General features: G+C 66.6%; 13 protein-coding genes and 1 pseudogene. 7 read left to right on the forward strand and 7 right to left on the reverse strand.

Annotated elements, in window-relative coordinates; translation table 11 throughout:
- Positions 1–314 precede the first annotated feature (314 nt).
- Both HW466_RS25070 and HW466_RS25075 read right to left on the reverse strand, forming a co-directional pair.
- Complete coding sequence (locus HW466_RS25070) at positions 315–1,937, reverse strand: NAD(P)/FAD-dependent oxidoreductase (RefSeq protein WP_059770292.1); 1,623 nt, start codon at positions 1,935–1,937, stop codon at positions 315–317.
- Between the two features lie 107 nt (positions 1,938–2,044).
- Positions 2,045–2,848, reverse strand: a complete 804-nt coding sequence (locus HW466_RS25075; protein ID WP_006751612.1) for an inositol monophosphatase family protein — start codon at positions 2,846–2,848, stop codon at positions 2,045–2,047.
- A 280-nt stretch (positions 2,849–3,128) separates the two neighbouring features.
- On the opposite strand from HW466_RS25075, the gene HW466_RS25080 reads away from it, so the two are divergent.
- Together HW466_RS25080 and cysE are read left to right on the forward strand one after the other, a co-directional pair.
- Positions 3,129–3,953 (forward strand): RNA methyltransferase, encoded by an 825-nt coding sequence (locus HW466_RS25080; protein ID WP_174905887.1) that lies wholly within the window; start codon positions 3,129–3,131, stop codon positions 3,951–3,953.
- Between the two features lie 306 nt (positions 3,954–4,259).
- Positions 4,260–5,033 carry a serine O-acetyltransferase gene (gene cysE / locus HW466_RS25085; protein ID WP_059450419.1) on the forward strand — a complete coding sequence of 258 codons (774 nt, stop codon included), beginning with the start codon at positions 4,260–4,262 and terminating at the stop codon, positions 5,031–5,033.
- Between the two features lie 39 nt (positions 5,034–5,072).
- Here cysE and HW466_RS25090 read toward each other — a convergent pair whose 3' ends face one another.
- The 4 genes from HW466_RS25090 to HW466_RS25105 form a co-directional block, all read right to left on the reverse strand.
- Positions 5,073–5,873 carry a UDP-2,3-diacylglucosamine diphosphatase gene (locus HW466_RS25090; protein WP_060348716.1) on the reverse strand — a complete coding sequence of 267 codons (801 nt, stop codon included), beginning with the start codon at positions 5,871–5,873 and terminating at the stop codon, positions 5,073–5,075.
- A 27-nt stretch (positions 5,874–5,900) separates the two neighbouring features.
- Positions 5,901–6,392 carry a peptidylprolyl isomerase gene (locus HW466_RS25095; RefSeq protein ID WP_059450417.1) on the reverse strand — a complete coding sequence of 164 codons (492 nt, stop codon included), beginning with the start codon at positions 6,390–6,392 and terminating at the stop codon, positions 5,901–5,903.
- Positions 6,393–6,480: 88 nt separating this feature from the next.
- Positions 6,481–7,056 (reverse strand): peptidylprolyl isomerase, encoded by a 576-nt coding sequence (locus HW466_RS25100; protein WP_059450416.1) that lies wholly within the window; start codon positions 7,054–7,056, stop codon positions 6,481–6,483.
- A gap of 40 nt (positions 7,057–7,096) precedes the next feature.
- Positions 7,097–7,819, reverse strand: coding sequence for a tetratricopeptide repeat protein (locus HW466_RS25105; RefSeq protein WP_059503345.1), 723 nt, complete (start codon positions 7,817–7,819; stop codon positions 7,097–7,099).
- Positions 7,820–8,053: 234 nt separating this feature from the next.
- On the opposite strand from HW466_RS25105, the gene cysS reads away from it, so the two are divergent.
- From cysS to tilS, 4 genes are all read left to right on the forward strand, one after another.
- Positions 8,054–9,451, forward strand: coding sequence for a cysteine--tRNA ligase (gene cysS / locus HW466_RS25110; RefSeq protein ID WP_151006023.1), 1,398 nt, complete (start codon positions 8,054–8,056; stop codon positions 9,449–9,451).
- 43 nt (positions 9,452–9,494) lie between these two features.
- Positions 9,495–10,364 (forward strand): DNA-3-methyladenine glycosylase family protein, encoded by an 870-nt coding sequence (locus HW466_RS25115; protein WP_059503341.1) that lies wholly within the window; start codon positions 9,495–9,497, stop codon positions 10,362–10,364.
- Positions 10,365–10,463: 99 nt separating this feature from the next.
- A complete protein-coding gene (locus HW466_RS25120; protein ID WP_006478433.1) occupies positions 10,464–11,435 on the forward strand; it encodes an acetyl-CoA carboxylase carboxyltransferase subunit alpha in 972 nt (323 codons plus the stop codon).
- 43 nt (positions 11,436–11,478) lie between these two features.
- Positions 11,479–12,915 carry a tRNA lysidine(34) synthetase TilS gene (gene tilS / locus HW466_RS25125; protein WP_174905886.1) on the forward strand — a complete coding sequence of 479 codons (1,437 nt, stop codon included), beginning with the start codon at positions 11,479–11,481 and terminating at the stop codon, positions 12,913–12,915.
- A gap of 134 nt (positions 12,916–13,049) precedes the next feature.
- On the opposite strand, the pseudogene HW466_RS32325 reads toward tilS, so the two are convergent.
- A pseudogene (locus HW466_RS32325) lies at positions 13,050–13,287 on the reverse strand (hypothetical protein); the annotation flags it as partial.
- On the opposite strand from HW466_RS32325, the gene HW466_RS25130 reads away from it, so the two are divergent.
- A complete protein-coding gene (locus tag HW466_RS25130) occupies positions 13,270–14,523 on the forward strand; it encodes an aspartate kinase (RefSeq protein WP_151004677.1) in 1,254 nt (417 codons plus the stop codon). The pseudogene HW466_RS32325 and the gene HW466_RS25130 overlap by 18 nt on opposite strands.
- The last annotated feature ends 102 nt before the right edge of the window (positions 14,524–14,625 follow it).

A 14,625-nucleotide genomic window follows, 5' to 3' on the forward strand; every position in this document is an offset into this window, starting at 1 on the left:
GATGATCCATCGGGTCGGCACAGGTCTGGGCGTGGCTTTCCTTGTGCGCCAAGACTGTCGGATCCTGCGGGGTAAAAGCGAGATGCCCGCTTGCGAAAGCGGGCCGTCGATCGCTCATGCGATCGTCGAGCGTTGCCCAATGCGCCGACGACGCGGTGTAACGCCGGTGACGGGTGCCAACATTCTCGTGAAGTCGCTCTGCGATCGGAGGCCGTCGGCTCGATGCGGCGATTCGCGCCCGCGCCGGGCAATTCATTGATAATGCAGCTTCATCCGGCGCACGGACCTTCATGCGCCGGGCCCGCCCGGCAATATCAGGACGCGTGCCGCGACATCAGGTCGAGCGCCACCGCCTGCGCGACTTCGATGCCGTCGATCGCTGCCGAATAGATACCGCCCGCATACCCGGCGCCTTCGCCGGCCGGATACAGCCCTTCGACATTCACGCTCTGGTAATCGTCCTTGCGCCGGATCCGGATCGGCGACGACGTGCGCGTCTCCACGCCGGTGAGCACCGCATCGTGCATCGCGAAGCCGGCGATCTTCTTGTCGATCTGCGGCAGCGCTTCACGAATGGCCTCGATCACGTAGTCGGGCAGCGCGGTGCTGAGATCGGTCGGGCGCACGCCCGGCTTGTACGACGGCACCACGGAGCCGAGCGACGTCGACGGCCGGCCCGCGATGAAATCGCCGACCAGCTGGCCAGGCGCGCTGTAATCGCCGCCGCCCAGTTCGAACGCGCGTTCCTCCCATTTGCGCTGGAACGCGATGCCCGCGAGCGGACCGCCGGGATAGTCTTCCGGCGTGATGCCGACGACGATGCCCGCATTCGCGTTGCGCTCGGCGCGGGAATACTGGCTCATCCCGTTGGTGACCACGCGGCCCGGCTCCGAGGTCGCGGCGACCACCGTGCCGCCGGGGCACATGCAGAAGCTGTAGACCGCGCGTCCGTTGCTGCAGTGGTGAACCACCTTGTAGTCGGCCGCGCCAAGCTGCTTGTGGCCTGCGAACTTGCCGAAGCGGCTGCGATCGATCACCCCCTGCGGATGTTCGATCCGGAAACCGAGCGAGAACGGCTTCGCTTCGACGTACACGCCGCGATCATGCAGCATCTGGAACGTGTCGCGCGCGCTGTGGCCCACGGCCAGCACGACGTGATCGCAGCGCAGCGTTTCGCCGTTCGACAGCTTCAGCGAGCGCACCTTGCCCTGGTCGATTTCGATGTCCTCGACCCGCGTTTCGAAGCGCACTTCACCGCCCAGTTCATGGATGGTCGCGCGCATCTTCTCCACCATGCTGACGAGGCGGAACGTGCCGATGTGCGGCCGGCTCAGGTACAGGATGTCTTCCGGCGCGCCGGCCTTGACGAATTCGTCGAGCACCTTGCGGCCGTAGTGGTGGGGGTCCTTGATCTGGCTGTAAAGCTTGCCGTCGGAGAACGTCCCGGCGCCGCCCTCGCCGAACTGCACGTTCGACTCGGGGTTGAGGATGCTCTTGCGCCACAGGCCGAAGGTGTCCTTGGTGCGCTCGCGCACGGCCTTGCCGCGCTCGAGGATGATGGGGCGAAATCCCATCTGCGCGAGGATCAGGCCGGCGAACAGCCCGCACGGGCCCATGCCGATGACGACCGGGCGCAGGAAGTTCGCGTGCTCGGGTGCCTTCGTGACGAAGTGATACGTCATGTCGGGCGTCACGCCGCAATGCGGCGTGCCGGCGAGTCGCGGAAGCACGGCCGCTTCGTCCTTGACCTCGACGTCGACGATATACGTGAGCTTGATGTCGGCACGCTTGCGCGCATCGTGCGCACGGCGGAACACCGTGTAACGGAGAAGCCCGTCTGCGGGCACGCCGAGCTCCGCGAGGCGCGCGCGGATCGCGGCTTCGAGAGCGCTCTCGGGGTGATCGAGCGGGAGTTTGAGTTCGCTGAGCCGTAACATGAGTATTCGGATACGGTCGCCACGAAGTCGCGGCGGTGTTGAAACAGGTGAGGGCGGCGCGCTGGCGGCAAGGATGCCGCGCCAGCCGCGCCGCGCGCGGCCCGGGCTTACTCCGCTGCCGGATGCACGCGGCTGTAGCGGTTCAGGATCGGGATCATCTGCGCGTAGATCTTCGGGTTCGCCGCGACGATCTCGTGACGATGCAGGAAGTCGGCGTCGCCCGTGTAGTTGCCGACGAGGCCGCCGGCTTCGGTGATCAGCAGGCTGCCCGCCGCCATGTCCCACACGTTGATGCCCTGCTCGAAGAACGCATCGAGACGGCCGGCCGCGACGTTCGCGAGATCAAGCGCGGCCGCGCCCGGACGGCGCAGCCCCGTGCAGGCCTGCGTCATTTCGGTGAACAGGCGTGCATATGCGTCGAGGCCGTCCTTCTCGCGGAACGGGAAGCCGGTGCCGACCAGCGCGTCCGCCAGGCGGTCGCGGCGGCCGACGCGGATGCGACGATCGTTCAGATATGCGCCGCGGCCGCGGGTGGCCGTAAACAGGTCGTTCTTGTTCGGGTCGTAGACGACGGCCTGCGTGACGACGCCCTTGTGCTCGAGCGCGATCGACACGCAGTAGTACGGGAAGCCGTGGATGAAGTTGGTCGTGCCGTCGAGCGGATCGATGATCCACTTGAATTCGGATTCGTTCTCGGACTCGCCCGATTCCTCCGCGAGGATCGCGTGATCGGGGTAGGCGGTCTTCAGCGTCTCGATGATCGCCTCTTCGGCGGCCTTGTCCACTTCGGTGACGAAGTCGTTCTGCTGCTTCTTGCGGATCTCGATCAGGTCGAGGTCGAGGGACGCACGGTTGATGATCTGTCCGGCGCGGCGCGCAGCCTTGACAGCGATGTTGAGCATGGGATGCATGAGCCTGGATCCTGTAGCCGGCGGCACGGGCCGCCACGAAGTGGAACACACCGCCCGGAACGGCGCAAAGGTGCCGGGCGAGATGAGACGCGAATTGACAAAGAGCAGGGTACGACCCGCGCCGCACGGAATGCGACACGTAAGCGCATGATTTTACCCGATTTTCGAGCGTTTCAGGTGATCGGAATACGGGGAAACCCCCACTGGCCGTCCGGACGAGTGGGTTTGCCGGGGCGATGGCGATACCATACTGCCATTCTGATGAACCGAGTCGTATGTAGTGGAAACCCCGCAGAACCCCGCCGCGCCGTCCGAATCGGGCGCGGCCTCGTCCCTGCCGCCGTCCGGCGGCTTCACGTCCACCCGTTTCGTGCTCGTCGAGCCGAGCCATCCCGGCAATGTTGGGGCGGCTGCCCGCGCGCTGAAGACGATGGGTTTCTCCAGGCTCGTGCTGGTCGCGCCGCGCGTGCCGCACGTGCAGAGCGACCCCGAAGCGATCGCGATGGCGAGCGGGGCGGATGACGTCCTTGCATCCGCGCATGTCGTGCCCACGCTCGGCGACGCGCTGTCCGGCGTTCACTGGTCGATCGCGCTGACCGCGCGCGTGCGCGAATACGGGCCGCCGCGCCTGGCGCCGCGCGCGGCCGCCGAACAGGCGCGCACGCAGGCCGGCGCCGGCGACATCGCGCTCGTGTTCGGCAATGAACGCACCGGCCTCGCGAACGAGCACGTCGAACAGTGCAGCGCGCTCGCGCACATCCCGGCGAATCCGGCCTACAGTTCGCTGAACCTTGCGCAGGCCGTGCAGGTGCTTGCGTACGAGCTGCGTGTCGCGCTCCTCGAGCAAGGCAATGAGCCGTCGCACCAGGCGCCGGCGGAGGCCGGCACGCTCGCGCAGAGCGACGAGATCGAGCGGATGTATGCGCACCTCGAAAACGCGCTGATCGCGCTCGATTTTCTCGATCCGCGCAACCCGAAGAAGCTGATGCCGCGTCTGCGGCGCCTGTTCGCACGCACCGGCCTCGAGCGCGAGGAAGTCAACATTCTGCGCGGCATCGCGAAGCACATTCTGCTGAAGTCCGGCACGCCGGAAGGCGACGCATAACCGGGCCGGCCCGCCGGCTGCTCGCACGCGGGGCGGCGGCTCTCCCGCGCGCGAACGCCGCATTGCATCGGCCGTTCGATACCAGCGCCCCGGTTCGCGGCGATCCGGCGAATGGCGGCGTCGACCCGCCGTGGCGGGCGTTCCCGACGAATACCCGCGCCGCCTGCGGGGGGAACGCGCGGCGCCGTGCGGCCGCGCGCGAGTGGCCCTACAATCGCCGAAACTCATAAGCAAATTACCCGGTGCGATAACGCGCGGCCCTTGCCGGCGGGCGCGCCGGCCCTTTATCGAGCCCAAGACCAGATCATGTTCACTAGACTGCGCGAAGACGTTGCGACGATTCGCGAGCGGGATCCCGCCGCTCGCAGTGCCTGGGAAGTGCTGACCTGTTATCCGGGCTTGCACGCGCTCGTGCTGCATCGCTTCGCGCATGCATGCTGGCGCGCGAAACGCTACTGGCTCGCACGCTTCGCGTCGCAGGTCGGGCGTTTCCTGACGGGCATCGAGATTCACCCGGGCGCGACGATCGGCCGGCGCGTGTTCATCGATCACGGGATGGGCGTCGTGATCGGCGAAACCGCGATCGTCGGCGACGACTGCACGATCTATCAGGGCGTGACGCTCGGCGGCACGTCGCTCACGCGCGGCGCGAAGCGCCATCCGACGCTCGAGGCCGGCGTGATCGTCGGTGCGGGTGCGAAGGTGCTCGGCGGTTTTACCGTCGGCGCCGGCGCGAAGATCGGCTCGAACGCGGTCGTCGTGAAGCCGGTGCCGGCAGGCGGCACCGCGGTCGGCAACCCGGCGCGCATCGTGATGCCGGCGCAATCGAAGCCGCAGCCCGAGCGCGCCGCGTTCTGCGCGTACGGGATCACGCCGAACGCGGACGATCCGATGTCGCTCGCGATTCATGGCCTGATCGACCACGCGGCGAAGGAAAGCCGGCGCGTGGACGAAATCGTTGCGGCGCTCGAGCAACTCGGCACGCACCTGGAAACGCTGCAGGGCGCGGATGCGGCGCGTCTGGACCTGCGCCGGCTGTCGGCGGTGCTGGAAGGCAAGGCGCTCGAGCGCCAGTCGTAACGCCGCGCATGCCGGCGGCTGCCGGCAGCGCCGATCGTGTCAGTCGAGCGGCATCGCGTGGATGCCTTCGGCGTCGACGCGCAGATAGCCGCCGCGCGGCGTGCCGTGGTCGAGATCCCAGTCGGGCAGTACCCAGCGAATCCCGCCCGGTTCGACGTGGCGCGCGGGGCGATGCGTATGGCCGTGAATGATCACGCTCGCACGGCTCTTGCGGAACAGCGCGGCGATGCCTTCACGCGTGACATCGTAGATCGCCGAAGCTGGGCGCATGCGGCCCGCTTCGCTGTTCGAGCGCATCCGTTGCGCGAGCGTGCGGCGCCAGCGGAACGGCCACGCGAGAAACAACGCCTGCGCGATGCCGTTGCGGGCGAACCGCCGAAACATCTGGTAGCCGCGATCGGCCGTGCATTGCGCGTCGCCGTGCGCGAGCACGATGCGCTGGCCGAACGACGTGATCAACGCCGGGTCGGGCAGCAGCATTGCACCGGCCGCCTTCATGAAGCGCCGGCCGAGCAGGAAATCGCGATTGCCGTGCATCACGTAGAGCGCGATCCCGCGTTCCGAGAACGTATGCATCAGCGCGGCCATGCGCGCCGCGAACGGATCATGGTCGAGCACGTCGTCGCCGATCCAGTATTCGAACAGGTCGCCGAGGATGAACACGGAATCGGCGCTGTCGGCCGTGTATTTCACGAAATGCTCGAACGCGGCGACCGTCTTCGGAATCGCCTCGCTCAAGTGCAGATCGGAGAGAAACAGGAACGGGCGTGCGGCTTGCGCGTATTCGCGCTCGCCCGGCACGCCCGCGGAGACGCTTCGCGGCGGACTCTCCTGCAACATCGAAGTGCCTCCGTAACGGACTATGCGTCAGACCACCACGGCCTTTTCGATCACGACGTCGTCGGTCGGGACGTCCTGGTGGAAGCCCGCGTTGCCCGTCTTGACGCCCTTGATCTTGTCGACCACGTCCTGGCCTTCGACGACCTTGCCGAACACGGCGTAGCCCCAGCCCTGCGGCGTCGGCGACGAGTGGTTCAGGAAGTCGTTGTCGTTCACGTTGATGAAGAACTGGGCGGTCGCCGAGTGCGGATCGTTCGTGCGCGCCATCGCGATCGTGTACGTGTCGTTCTTCAGGCCGTTGTTCGCTTCGTTGTCGATCGGCGCGTCGGTCGGCTTCTGCTTCAGGCCCGGCTCGAAGCCGCCGCCTTGAATCATGAAGCCGTTGATCACGCGGTGGAACACCGTGCCGTCATAGTGGCCCTTCTTCACGTAGTTGAGGAAGTTCTCGACCGTCTTCGGTGCCTTGGCGGCGTCCAGCTCGAGCTTGATGACGCCGTGGTTCGTGTGCAGTTCAACCATGATGAATTCCTTCGGTAAGGCGGTTTAAATGGCACGCGGCCGGTCGTGCGACGCGGCCGCGTGTGGCGCCGGACGTGCCGGCAGGTGCTTATTTCGAGACGATGCTGGCCGATTCGATCACGACCGGCTGGGCCGGCACGTCCTGCATCGGGCCGCGCGAGGTCGTCGCCACGCCTTCGATCTTCTTCACGACGTCGAGGCCCGAGACGACCTTGCCGAACACCGCATAGCCGTTGCCGTCCGGGTTCGGGTAGTCGAGGCCGCTGTTGTCGACCGTGTTGATGAAGAACTGCGCGGTGGCCGAGTTCGGATCGCTGGTGCGTGCCATCGCGATCGTGCCGGTCAGGTTCTTCAGACCATTGCGGCTTTCGAGCGGAATCGGCGCGCGCGTCGGCTTCTCCTCGAAGTTGGTCTTGTAGCCGCCGCCCTGGATCATGAAGCCCTTGATCACGCGATGGAAGATCGTGCCGTTGTACTGGCCGGCCTTCACGTAATCGAGGAAGTTGGCGACCGTCTTCGGCGCCTTTTCCGGATAGAGCTCGACGCGGATGTCGCCTTGCGAGGTCTTCAGCTGCACGACGGGGTGCGCGGTGGCCGATTGCGCGAACGCGGGCGCGGTCGCGAGAAGGGCGGCGCCGCCAAGCGCCAGCAACAGACGTTTCATTGCGATCCTCAGATTGGGAGGGAAGGAAGGTTGCGCCGCCTTACTGCGACGGCGCGACGTACGGCGCTGTCAGCGCACCGGACGGACCGTTGAACTGGAACGTCGGCGACATCGGCAGCGTGGTGGTGCTCACGTTCGCGGCGGCGCGATCGGTATACGCGCGCGTGGCCGGCGTGACGGCGCGTGCGTTCGCGGCCGCCTTCGGCGGCGACACGATCTTCTGCAGGTCGGCGAGGCGCTGCGCGGTCGCGCCGCTCGTGCGGCCGAGCGATTGCGCGCGCTTGTACGATTCGGCCGCGAGACGCAGGTAAAGGTCGCCGAGGTTCTCGTACGCGAGCGAGTAGCTCGGGTTCGATTGCGTCGCGGTGACGAGCGCGCTGCGCGCTTCGTCGTAGCGGCCGTGCTTCGCGTAGAGCGCCGCGAGGTTGTTGTACGGTTCGGGCAGTTCGGGGTAGGCCTGCGTGATCGCGACGAACTGCTGGATCGCGTCGTCGTCGCGGTTCAGCCGGGCGAGCACGGTGCCGCGCTTGAACTGCGCCTGCAGGTCGTGCGGATTCGCCGCGATGCGCGCGTCGAGTTGCGCGAGCGCCTGTTTCCACTGCTTGCCGGCGATCGACGCATCGATTTCGGGCGTGCCGTCGGCGGTGGCCGGGGCCTTTTGCGCGTATGCCGCGGGAGCCGCGAAAAGCGTCAGTGCGACGCCCATGACGGCGGTCGCAACGAGGGTCGCAGCGCTCGGCGCGCGGCCGCGATGAGGTTTCATAGGCGTAAATCGGAATGTTATACTCCGAGCCATTCTAACAAAACGTCTGCGCGTTCCGGCGAGCCGCAGACAGTCTTTCTTTGCCTCTCGTGGCCGTCACCGCTGTGCTTGCAGCCTGACCGCCCCATGTGATACCGAGGACGCGCGGCGTCGTGCCGCGGCAGGTGGTCCGTCCGTTTCGCATGCTGGGCGAGCTTCGCCAGGGCGGTTTCCTTCGGCTCACGGTTCATCTCTATGGAATCACTGCGCATCTACAACACGCTCGCGCGTGACAAGCAAGTTTTCGTGCCGCGCCAGTCAGGCGAAGTGCGGATGTACGTATGCGGGATCACCGTCTACGACTATTGTCACGTGGGCCACGCGCGCATGCTGGTCGTGTTCGACCTCGTCCAGCGCTGGCTGCGTGCGATCGGCTATCGGGTCACGTACGTGCGCAACATCACCGACATCGACGACAAGATCATCCGCCGTGCGGTCGAGAACGGCGAAACGATCAAGTCGCTGACCGACCGGTTCATCGGCGCGATGCACGAGGATGAAGCGGCGCTCGGCATCCAGCGGCCGGACATCGAGCCGCGCGCGACGCAGTTCATTCCGCAGATGCTCGGGATGATCGAGCGACTCGAGACGAACGGCTACGCGTACCAGGCGACCGACGGCGACGTCAATTATTCGGTGCGCAAGTTCGCGAACTACGGGAAGCTGTCGGGCAAGTCGCTCGACGACCTGCGCGCGGGCGAGCGCGTCGCCGCGAACGACGCGAAGGAAGACCCGCTCGATTTCGTGCTGTGGAAGCGTGCGAAGGCGGACGATCCGGAAGGCGCGTCGTGGGCATCGAAATACGGGATGGGCCGGCCGGGCTGGCACATCGAGTGCTCCGCGATGGGCTGCACGCTGCTGGGCGAGCATTTCGACATCCACGGCGGCGGCCAGGATCTGCAATTCCCGCACCACGAGAACGAGATCGCGCAAAGCGAGGGCGCAACCGGCCAGACGTTCGTCAATTACTGGATGCACAACGGCTTCGTGCAGGTCGACAACGAGAAGATGTCGAAATCGCTCGGCAACTTCTTCACGATCCGCGAAGTGCTCGAGCGCTACGACGCCGAGGTCATGCGCTTTTTCATCGTGCGCACGCACTACCGGTCGCCGCTCAACTACAGCGACGTGCATCTCGACGATGCGCGCGCGTCGCTCACGCGTCTGTATACGGCGCTGAAGGATGTCGAACCCGACGCGCTCGCGCTCGACTGGAACGAACCGCATGCGCGGCGTTTCGCGGCCGCGATGAACGACGACATCAACACGCCGGTCGCGGTGGCGACGCTGTTCGAGCTGGCGGGTGAAGTCAACCGCACGCGCGATGCGGCGCTCGCGCGGCAACTGAAACAGCTGGCGGGCCTGCTGGGCCTGCTTGGCCGCGAACCGCGCGCGTTCCTGCAGCAGGGCGCCGGTGCCGCGCAGGCGGGCGGGCTCGCAGCCGAAGAGATCGAAGCGAAGATCGCCGCGCGTGTCGCGGCGAAGCAAGCGAAGGACTATGCCGAAGCGGACCGGATTCGGGCGGAGCTGCTCGACGCCGGTATCGCACTTGAAGACAAACCGGGCGGATCGACCGAATGGCGTCGCGTATGAGCGCGGTGCGTTCCACTGACCGATCCGTCGGGTAGGAGGCAAGATGGCAACGGCCAGAAAAGCGCCGGTCAGGCGCGCGACTCCGCTCGCCGCGCGTCCGGCAGGCAAGCGCGCGCCGGCGGCGAAGGCGGACGCGACGCGCGCCGTGCCGAACGGCGCGCTCAACGGTCATGCGAAGCCCGCGCGCGGCAAGGGCGCGGACGCGACGCAACCGGAGGTCTCGATGGCGGCCGCCGACGCGGCACGCAAGGTGCGCGCCGCCGATCCGGCAGACGACGTCACCGAAGGCGCCGTGCGTCCCGCATACTGGGACAAGGCGTGCGCCGATCTCGTCAAGCGCGACCGCATCCTGAAAAAGCTGATCCCGAAGTTCGGCCCCGCACATCTCGTGAAGCGCGGCGACCCATTCGTCACGCTCGCGCGTTCGGTCGTCGGCCAGCAGATCTCGGTGCCGTCCGCGCAGGCGCTGTGGGCGCGCATCGAGGATGCGTGTCCGAAACTCGCGCCGCAGCCGGTGATCCGGCTCGGGGCGGACAAGCTGATCGCGTGCGGACTGTCGAAGCGCAAGACGGAATACATTCTCGATCTCGCGCAACACTTCGTGTCCGGCGCGCTGCACGTCGACAAGTGGATGTCGATGGACGACGAGGACGTGATCGCCGAACTCACGCAGATCCGCGGCATCAGCCGCTGGACGGCCGAGATGTTCCTGATCTTCAACCTGTCGCGGCCGGACGTGCTGCCGCTGGACGATCCGGGCCTGATCCGCGCGATCAGCGTCAATTACTTCAGCGGGGAGCCCGTCACGCGCAGCGAGGCGCGCGAGGTGGCCGCCAACTGGGAGCCGTGGCGTACCGTCGCGACCTGGTACATGTGGCGCAGCCTCGACACGCCGGACGCCGACGCCGATTGATGGCTATCGGGTTTTAAACATCAATAGTTGAGAGCCGGTTTTGCACGTCGCCCGCGCGGGTAGAATACGCGCTGCCGCAAGACCCAAGGATTCGAACACATGAAGACCACGTTTCTGGATTTCGAACAGCCGATCGCCGAACTCGAGGCCAAGATCGAAGAGCTGCGATTCGTGCAGGACGACTCGGCTGTCGATATTTCGGAAGAAATCGAGCGGCTGTCGAAGAAAAGCCAGCAACTGACGAAGGACCTGTACGCGAACCTGTCGCCGTGGCAGGTCTCGCAGATCGCGCGGCATCCGCAGCGTCCGTACACGCTCGATTACGTCGCGGAACTGTTTACCGATTTTCACGAGCTGCATGGCGACCGCGCATTCGCGGACGATCTCTCGATCGTCGGCGGTCTCGCGCGCTTCGGCGGCCATCCGTGCATGGTGATCGGCCATCAGAAGGGGCGCGACACGAAGGAACGCGCGGCGCGCAACTTCGGGATGCCGCGACCGGAAGGCTATCGCAAGGCTGAACGCCTGATGCGTCTCGCCGAGAAGTTCGGGCTGCCGATCTTCACGTTCGTCGACACGCCGGGCGCGTACCCGGGCATCGGCGCGGAAGAGCGCGGCCAATCGGAGGCGATCGGCCGCAATCTGTACGTGATGGCCGAGCTGAAGACGCCGATCATCACGACCGTGATCGGCGAGGGCGGTTCGGGCGGCGCGCTCGCGATCGCCGTGGCCGACACCGTGATGATGCTGCAGTTCTCGACCTATTCGGTGATCTCGCCGGAAGGCTGTGCGTCGATTCTGTGGAAGAGCGCCGCGAAGGCGCCCGAGGCAGCCGAAGCGCTGGGCCTCACCGCGCATCGCCTGAAGGCGCTCGGCCTGATCGACAAGATCATCAACGAGCCGCTCGGCGGCGCGCACCGCGATCCGAAGGGCATGGCCGCGCTGCTGCGCCGTGCGCTCGCCGATTCGCTGCGCCAGTTCCAGGGCATGAGCATCGACGCGCTGCGCGAGCGCCGCTTCGAGCGCCTGATGGCCTACGGCAAGTTCAAGGAAACCACGCCCGGCGCATGACCGGCGTGTTCACATCGCGCGCCGTCCGGCGCGCGTCTGACTCGTGATCCCCTCGACCGAATTCTCCGCCGACCGCGCCGTTCTCGACGCGGTCGGCGTTGCGCTTGCCGATCTGCCGGCCGATGCGCGCATTGCGATCGCGTACAGCGGCGGCCTCGACTCGACCGTGCTGCTCGACGCGGCCGTGCGCGTGGCGGGTGCCGCCCGCTGCGTCGCGCTGCACGTGCATCATGGCCTGAGCGCGAATGCCGACGCTTGGGTCGCGCATGCGCAGGAAGCGGCCGGGCGACTCGGCGTCGCGTTCGAAGCGGAGCGTGTCGACGTGCCGCGCGACAGCGGCCTCGGCGTCGAGGCGACCGCGCGCGAGCGCCGCTATGCGGCACTCGACGCGATGTGCGAACGTCACGGCGTCGCCGCGCTCTGGGTCGCGCAGCATGCGGACGACCAGGCGGAGACCGTGTTGCTGCAGTTGCTGCGCGGCGCGGGGATCGCGGGCCTGGCCGCGATGGCACCGCGTTATCGCCCTGACGGCGCGAGCGTCGAACGCATGCGCCCGTTGCTGCGATTGTTGCGCGCGCAACTTGAGCGCTATGCGGCGCAGCGCGAGCTGACGTGGATCGAAGACGAATCGAACGGCGACACGCGCTATGCGCGCAATGCGCTGCGTCTCGACGTGCTGCCGGCGCTCGCCGTGCATTTTCCCGGTTTTCGCGATGCGCTGGGCCGGGCGGCCCAGCACGCGGCCGCCGCGCAACGGCTGCTCGACGATCTGGCCGAACTGGATTTCGCCGGCGCCGCGCGCGACGACGGCCGCGCGCTGTCGCGCGATGCGCTGGTGGCGTTCGACGACACGCGCGGCGCGAACCTGCTGCGTTTCTGGATGCGTCGGCTCGGCTTGCCCGGCGCATCGGCAGGCCGTCTCGCGAACATGATGCGGCAACTGCGCGCCGCGCACGATGCGCATGCGCTGCGGGTCGATCATGCGGGGCAGTGTCTGCGGCTCTATCGCGACACCGTTTACTGGGAGGCGGGCGACAGCGCCGAGCCGGCGGACGACGGCACCGGAACGCCGCATCCCGAGTCCTCGCTCGCATGGGACGGCCAGGAAGTCTGGCACGTGCCGGCATGGCGCGGCACGTTCGTGTTCGCGCCGGCCGAAGCCGGCAGCGACGGTGCGGTGCCGGAGGCGCTGTTGCGAAGCGCGGTGCTCGCCGCGCGCGCGCGCTCGGGCGGCGAGCGGCTGCGTACGTGGCCAGGCGGTCCCGGCCGCACACTGAAAAATCTGTTCCAGGAGCGCGGCGTGCCGGCCTGGCAGCGCGACGTGCCGCTGCTGTTCGCGGGCGAGCGGCTCGTCTACGTGCCGCGGCTCGGTGTGAATCATGGCGACGGGCTCGCCGGCGACGGGCTTTCCGGCGACGGGCTCTCCGGCGACGGCGGGTGGCGCCGGATCGAATGGCGTCCCGACCTGCTGATCGCGTAGCGGCGGCACACGGTGGCACGCTTCTCCGGCGGCACGATCGCGCGCCGGTTTTCACCATTTGGTAAACAGCGCCGGAACGCCTGCCGAACCGGCGAGCGGCTTGTCAAGCGGGCCTCTATCGGGTACGCTCGGTCGTTTGCTCGGCTCGATTTTTGAGCGATTTGTGCAGGTTTTCCGCGTGACGTACCCGGTTTGCGCGGCCTGATCGGCCTTCCGGGCAAAATCCGTCACGCTTGCGTGTTGCGTCCCAGCCGTTCCCCTCGTCGTCCGTCCACAGCCACAAGCCGCGTGACCGAACGGCAACGCGGCCTGCCCAGCGCGCCCGTGCGGCTTCTCCTTCAGTTCAGAACGACAATGGCACTCATCGTACACAAATACGGCGGCACTTCGATGGGCTCGGTCGAGCGCATCAAGAACGTCGCGAAACGCGTCGCAAAATGGCATCAGGCCGGGCACCAGATGGTGGTCGTGCCGTCGGCGATGTCCGGCGAAACCAACCGTCTGCTCGGTCTCGCGAAAGAGATTTCGAGCCAGGCGAGCCCGCGTGAGCTCGACATGATCGCGTCGACCGGCGAGCAGGTCAGCGTCGGCCTGCTGTCGATCGCGCTGCAGGAAATCGGCGTCGAGGCCGTGAGCTATGCCGGCTGGCAAGTGCCGATCAAGACCGACAGCGCGTTCACGAAGGCGCGTATCCATTCGATCGACGACGAGCGCGTGAAGGCCGATCTCAACGCCGGCAAGGTCGTGATCATCACGGGCTTCCAGGGCGTCGATCCGGATGGCCACATCACGACGCTGGGCCGCGGCGGCTCGGACACGTCGGCAGTGGCGGTCGCGGCCGCGCTGGGCGCGGAAGAGTGCCTGATCTATACGGACGTCGACGGCGTCTACACGACCGACCCGCGCGTGGTGGAAGAGGCGCGGCGCCTCGATCGCGTGACGTTCGAGGAAATGCTGGAAATGGCCAGCCTCGGCTCGAAGGTCCTGCAGATCCGCTCGGTCGAATTCGCCGGCAAATACCAGGTGAAGACGCGCGTGCTGTCGAGCCTGACCGATCCGCTGATTGCGCTCGACGAAGAAATGCGCTCGGGCACCCTGATTACTTTTGAAGAAGACGAGACCATGGAAAAGGCAGTCATTTCCGGCATCGCGTTCCAGCGCGACGAAGCACGCATTGCGGTGATGGGTGTGCCCGACAAGCCGGGCATCGCGTATCAGATCCTCGGCCCGGTCGCCGACGCGAACGTCGACGTCGACATGATCATCCAGAACCAGAGCGTCGAAGGGAAGACGGACTTCACGTTCACGGTCGGCCGCGGCGACTACCAGAAGGCAATGGACATCCTCACCAACCAGGTGCAGGGCCATGTGAGCGCCGAGCGCGTACAGGGCGACCCGAAGGTGTCGAAGGTGTCGGTCGTCGGCGTCGGCATGCGTTCGCACGTGGGCGTCGCGAGCAAGATGTTCCGCACGCTGTCGGAAGAGGGCATCAACATCCAGATGATCTCGACGTCCGAAATCAAGATTTCGGTGCTGATCGACGAGAAATACATGGAGCTGGCTGTCCGCGCGCTGCACAAGGCATTCGAACTCGACCAGGCGGCGTGAATTTTTTGTGATGCATTGAAGAAAATGCATCACGGAAATTGACGTACGGTTCGAAACCCTATATTATCTCGTTCTCGTCGCACTGCCTCCCTGGTGCGAGCG

Source organism: Burkholderia territorii (assembly GCF_902833055.1).
In the GTDB taxonomy this organism is placed as follows: domain Bacteria; phylum Pseudomonadota; class Gammaproteobacteria; order Burkholderiales; family Burkholderiaceae; genus Burkholderia; species Burkholderia territorii.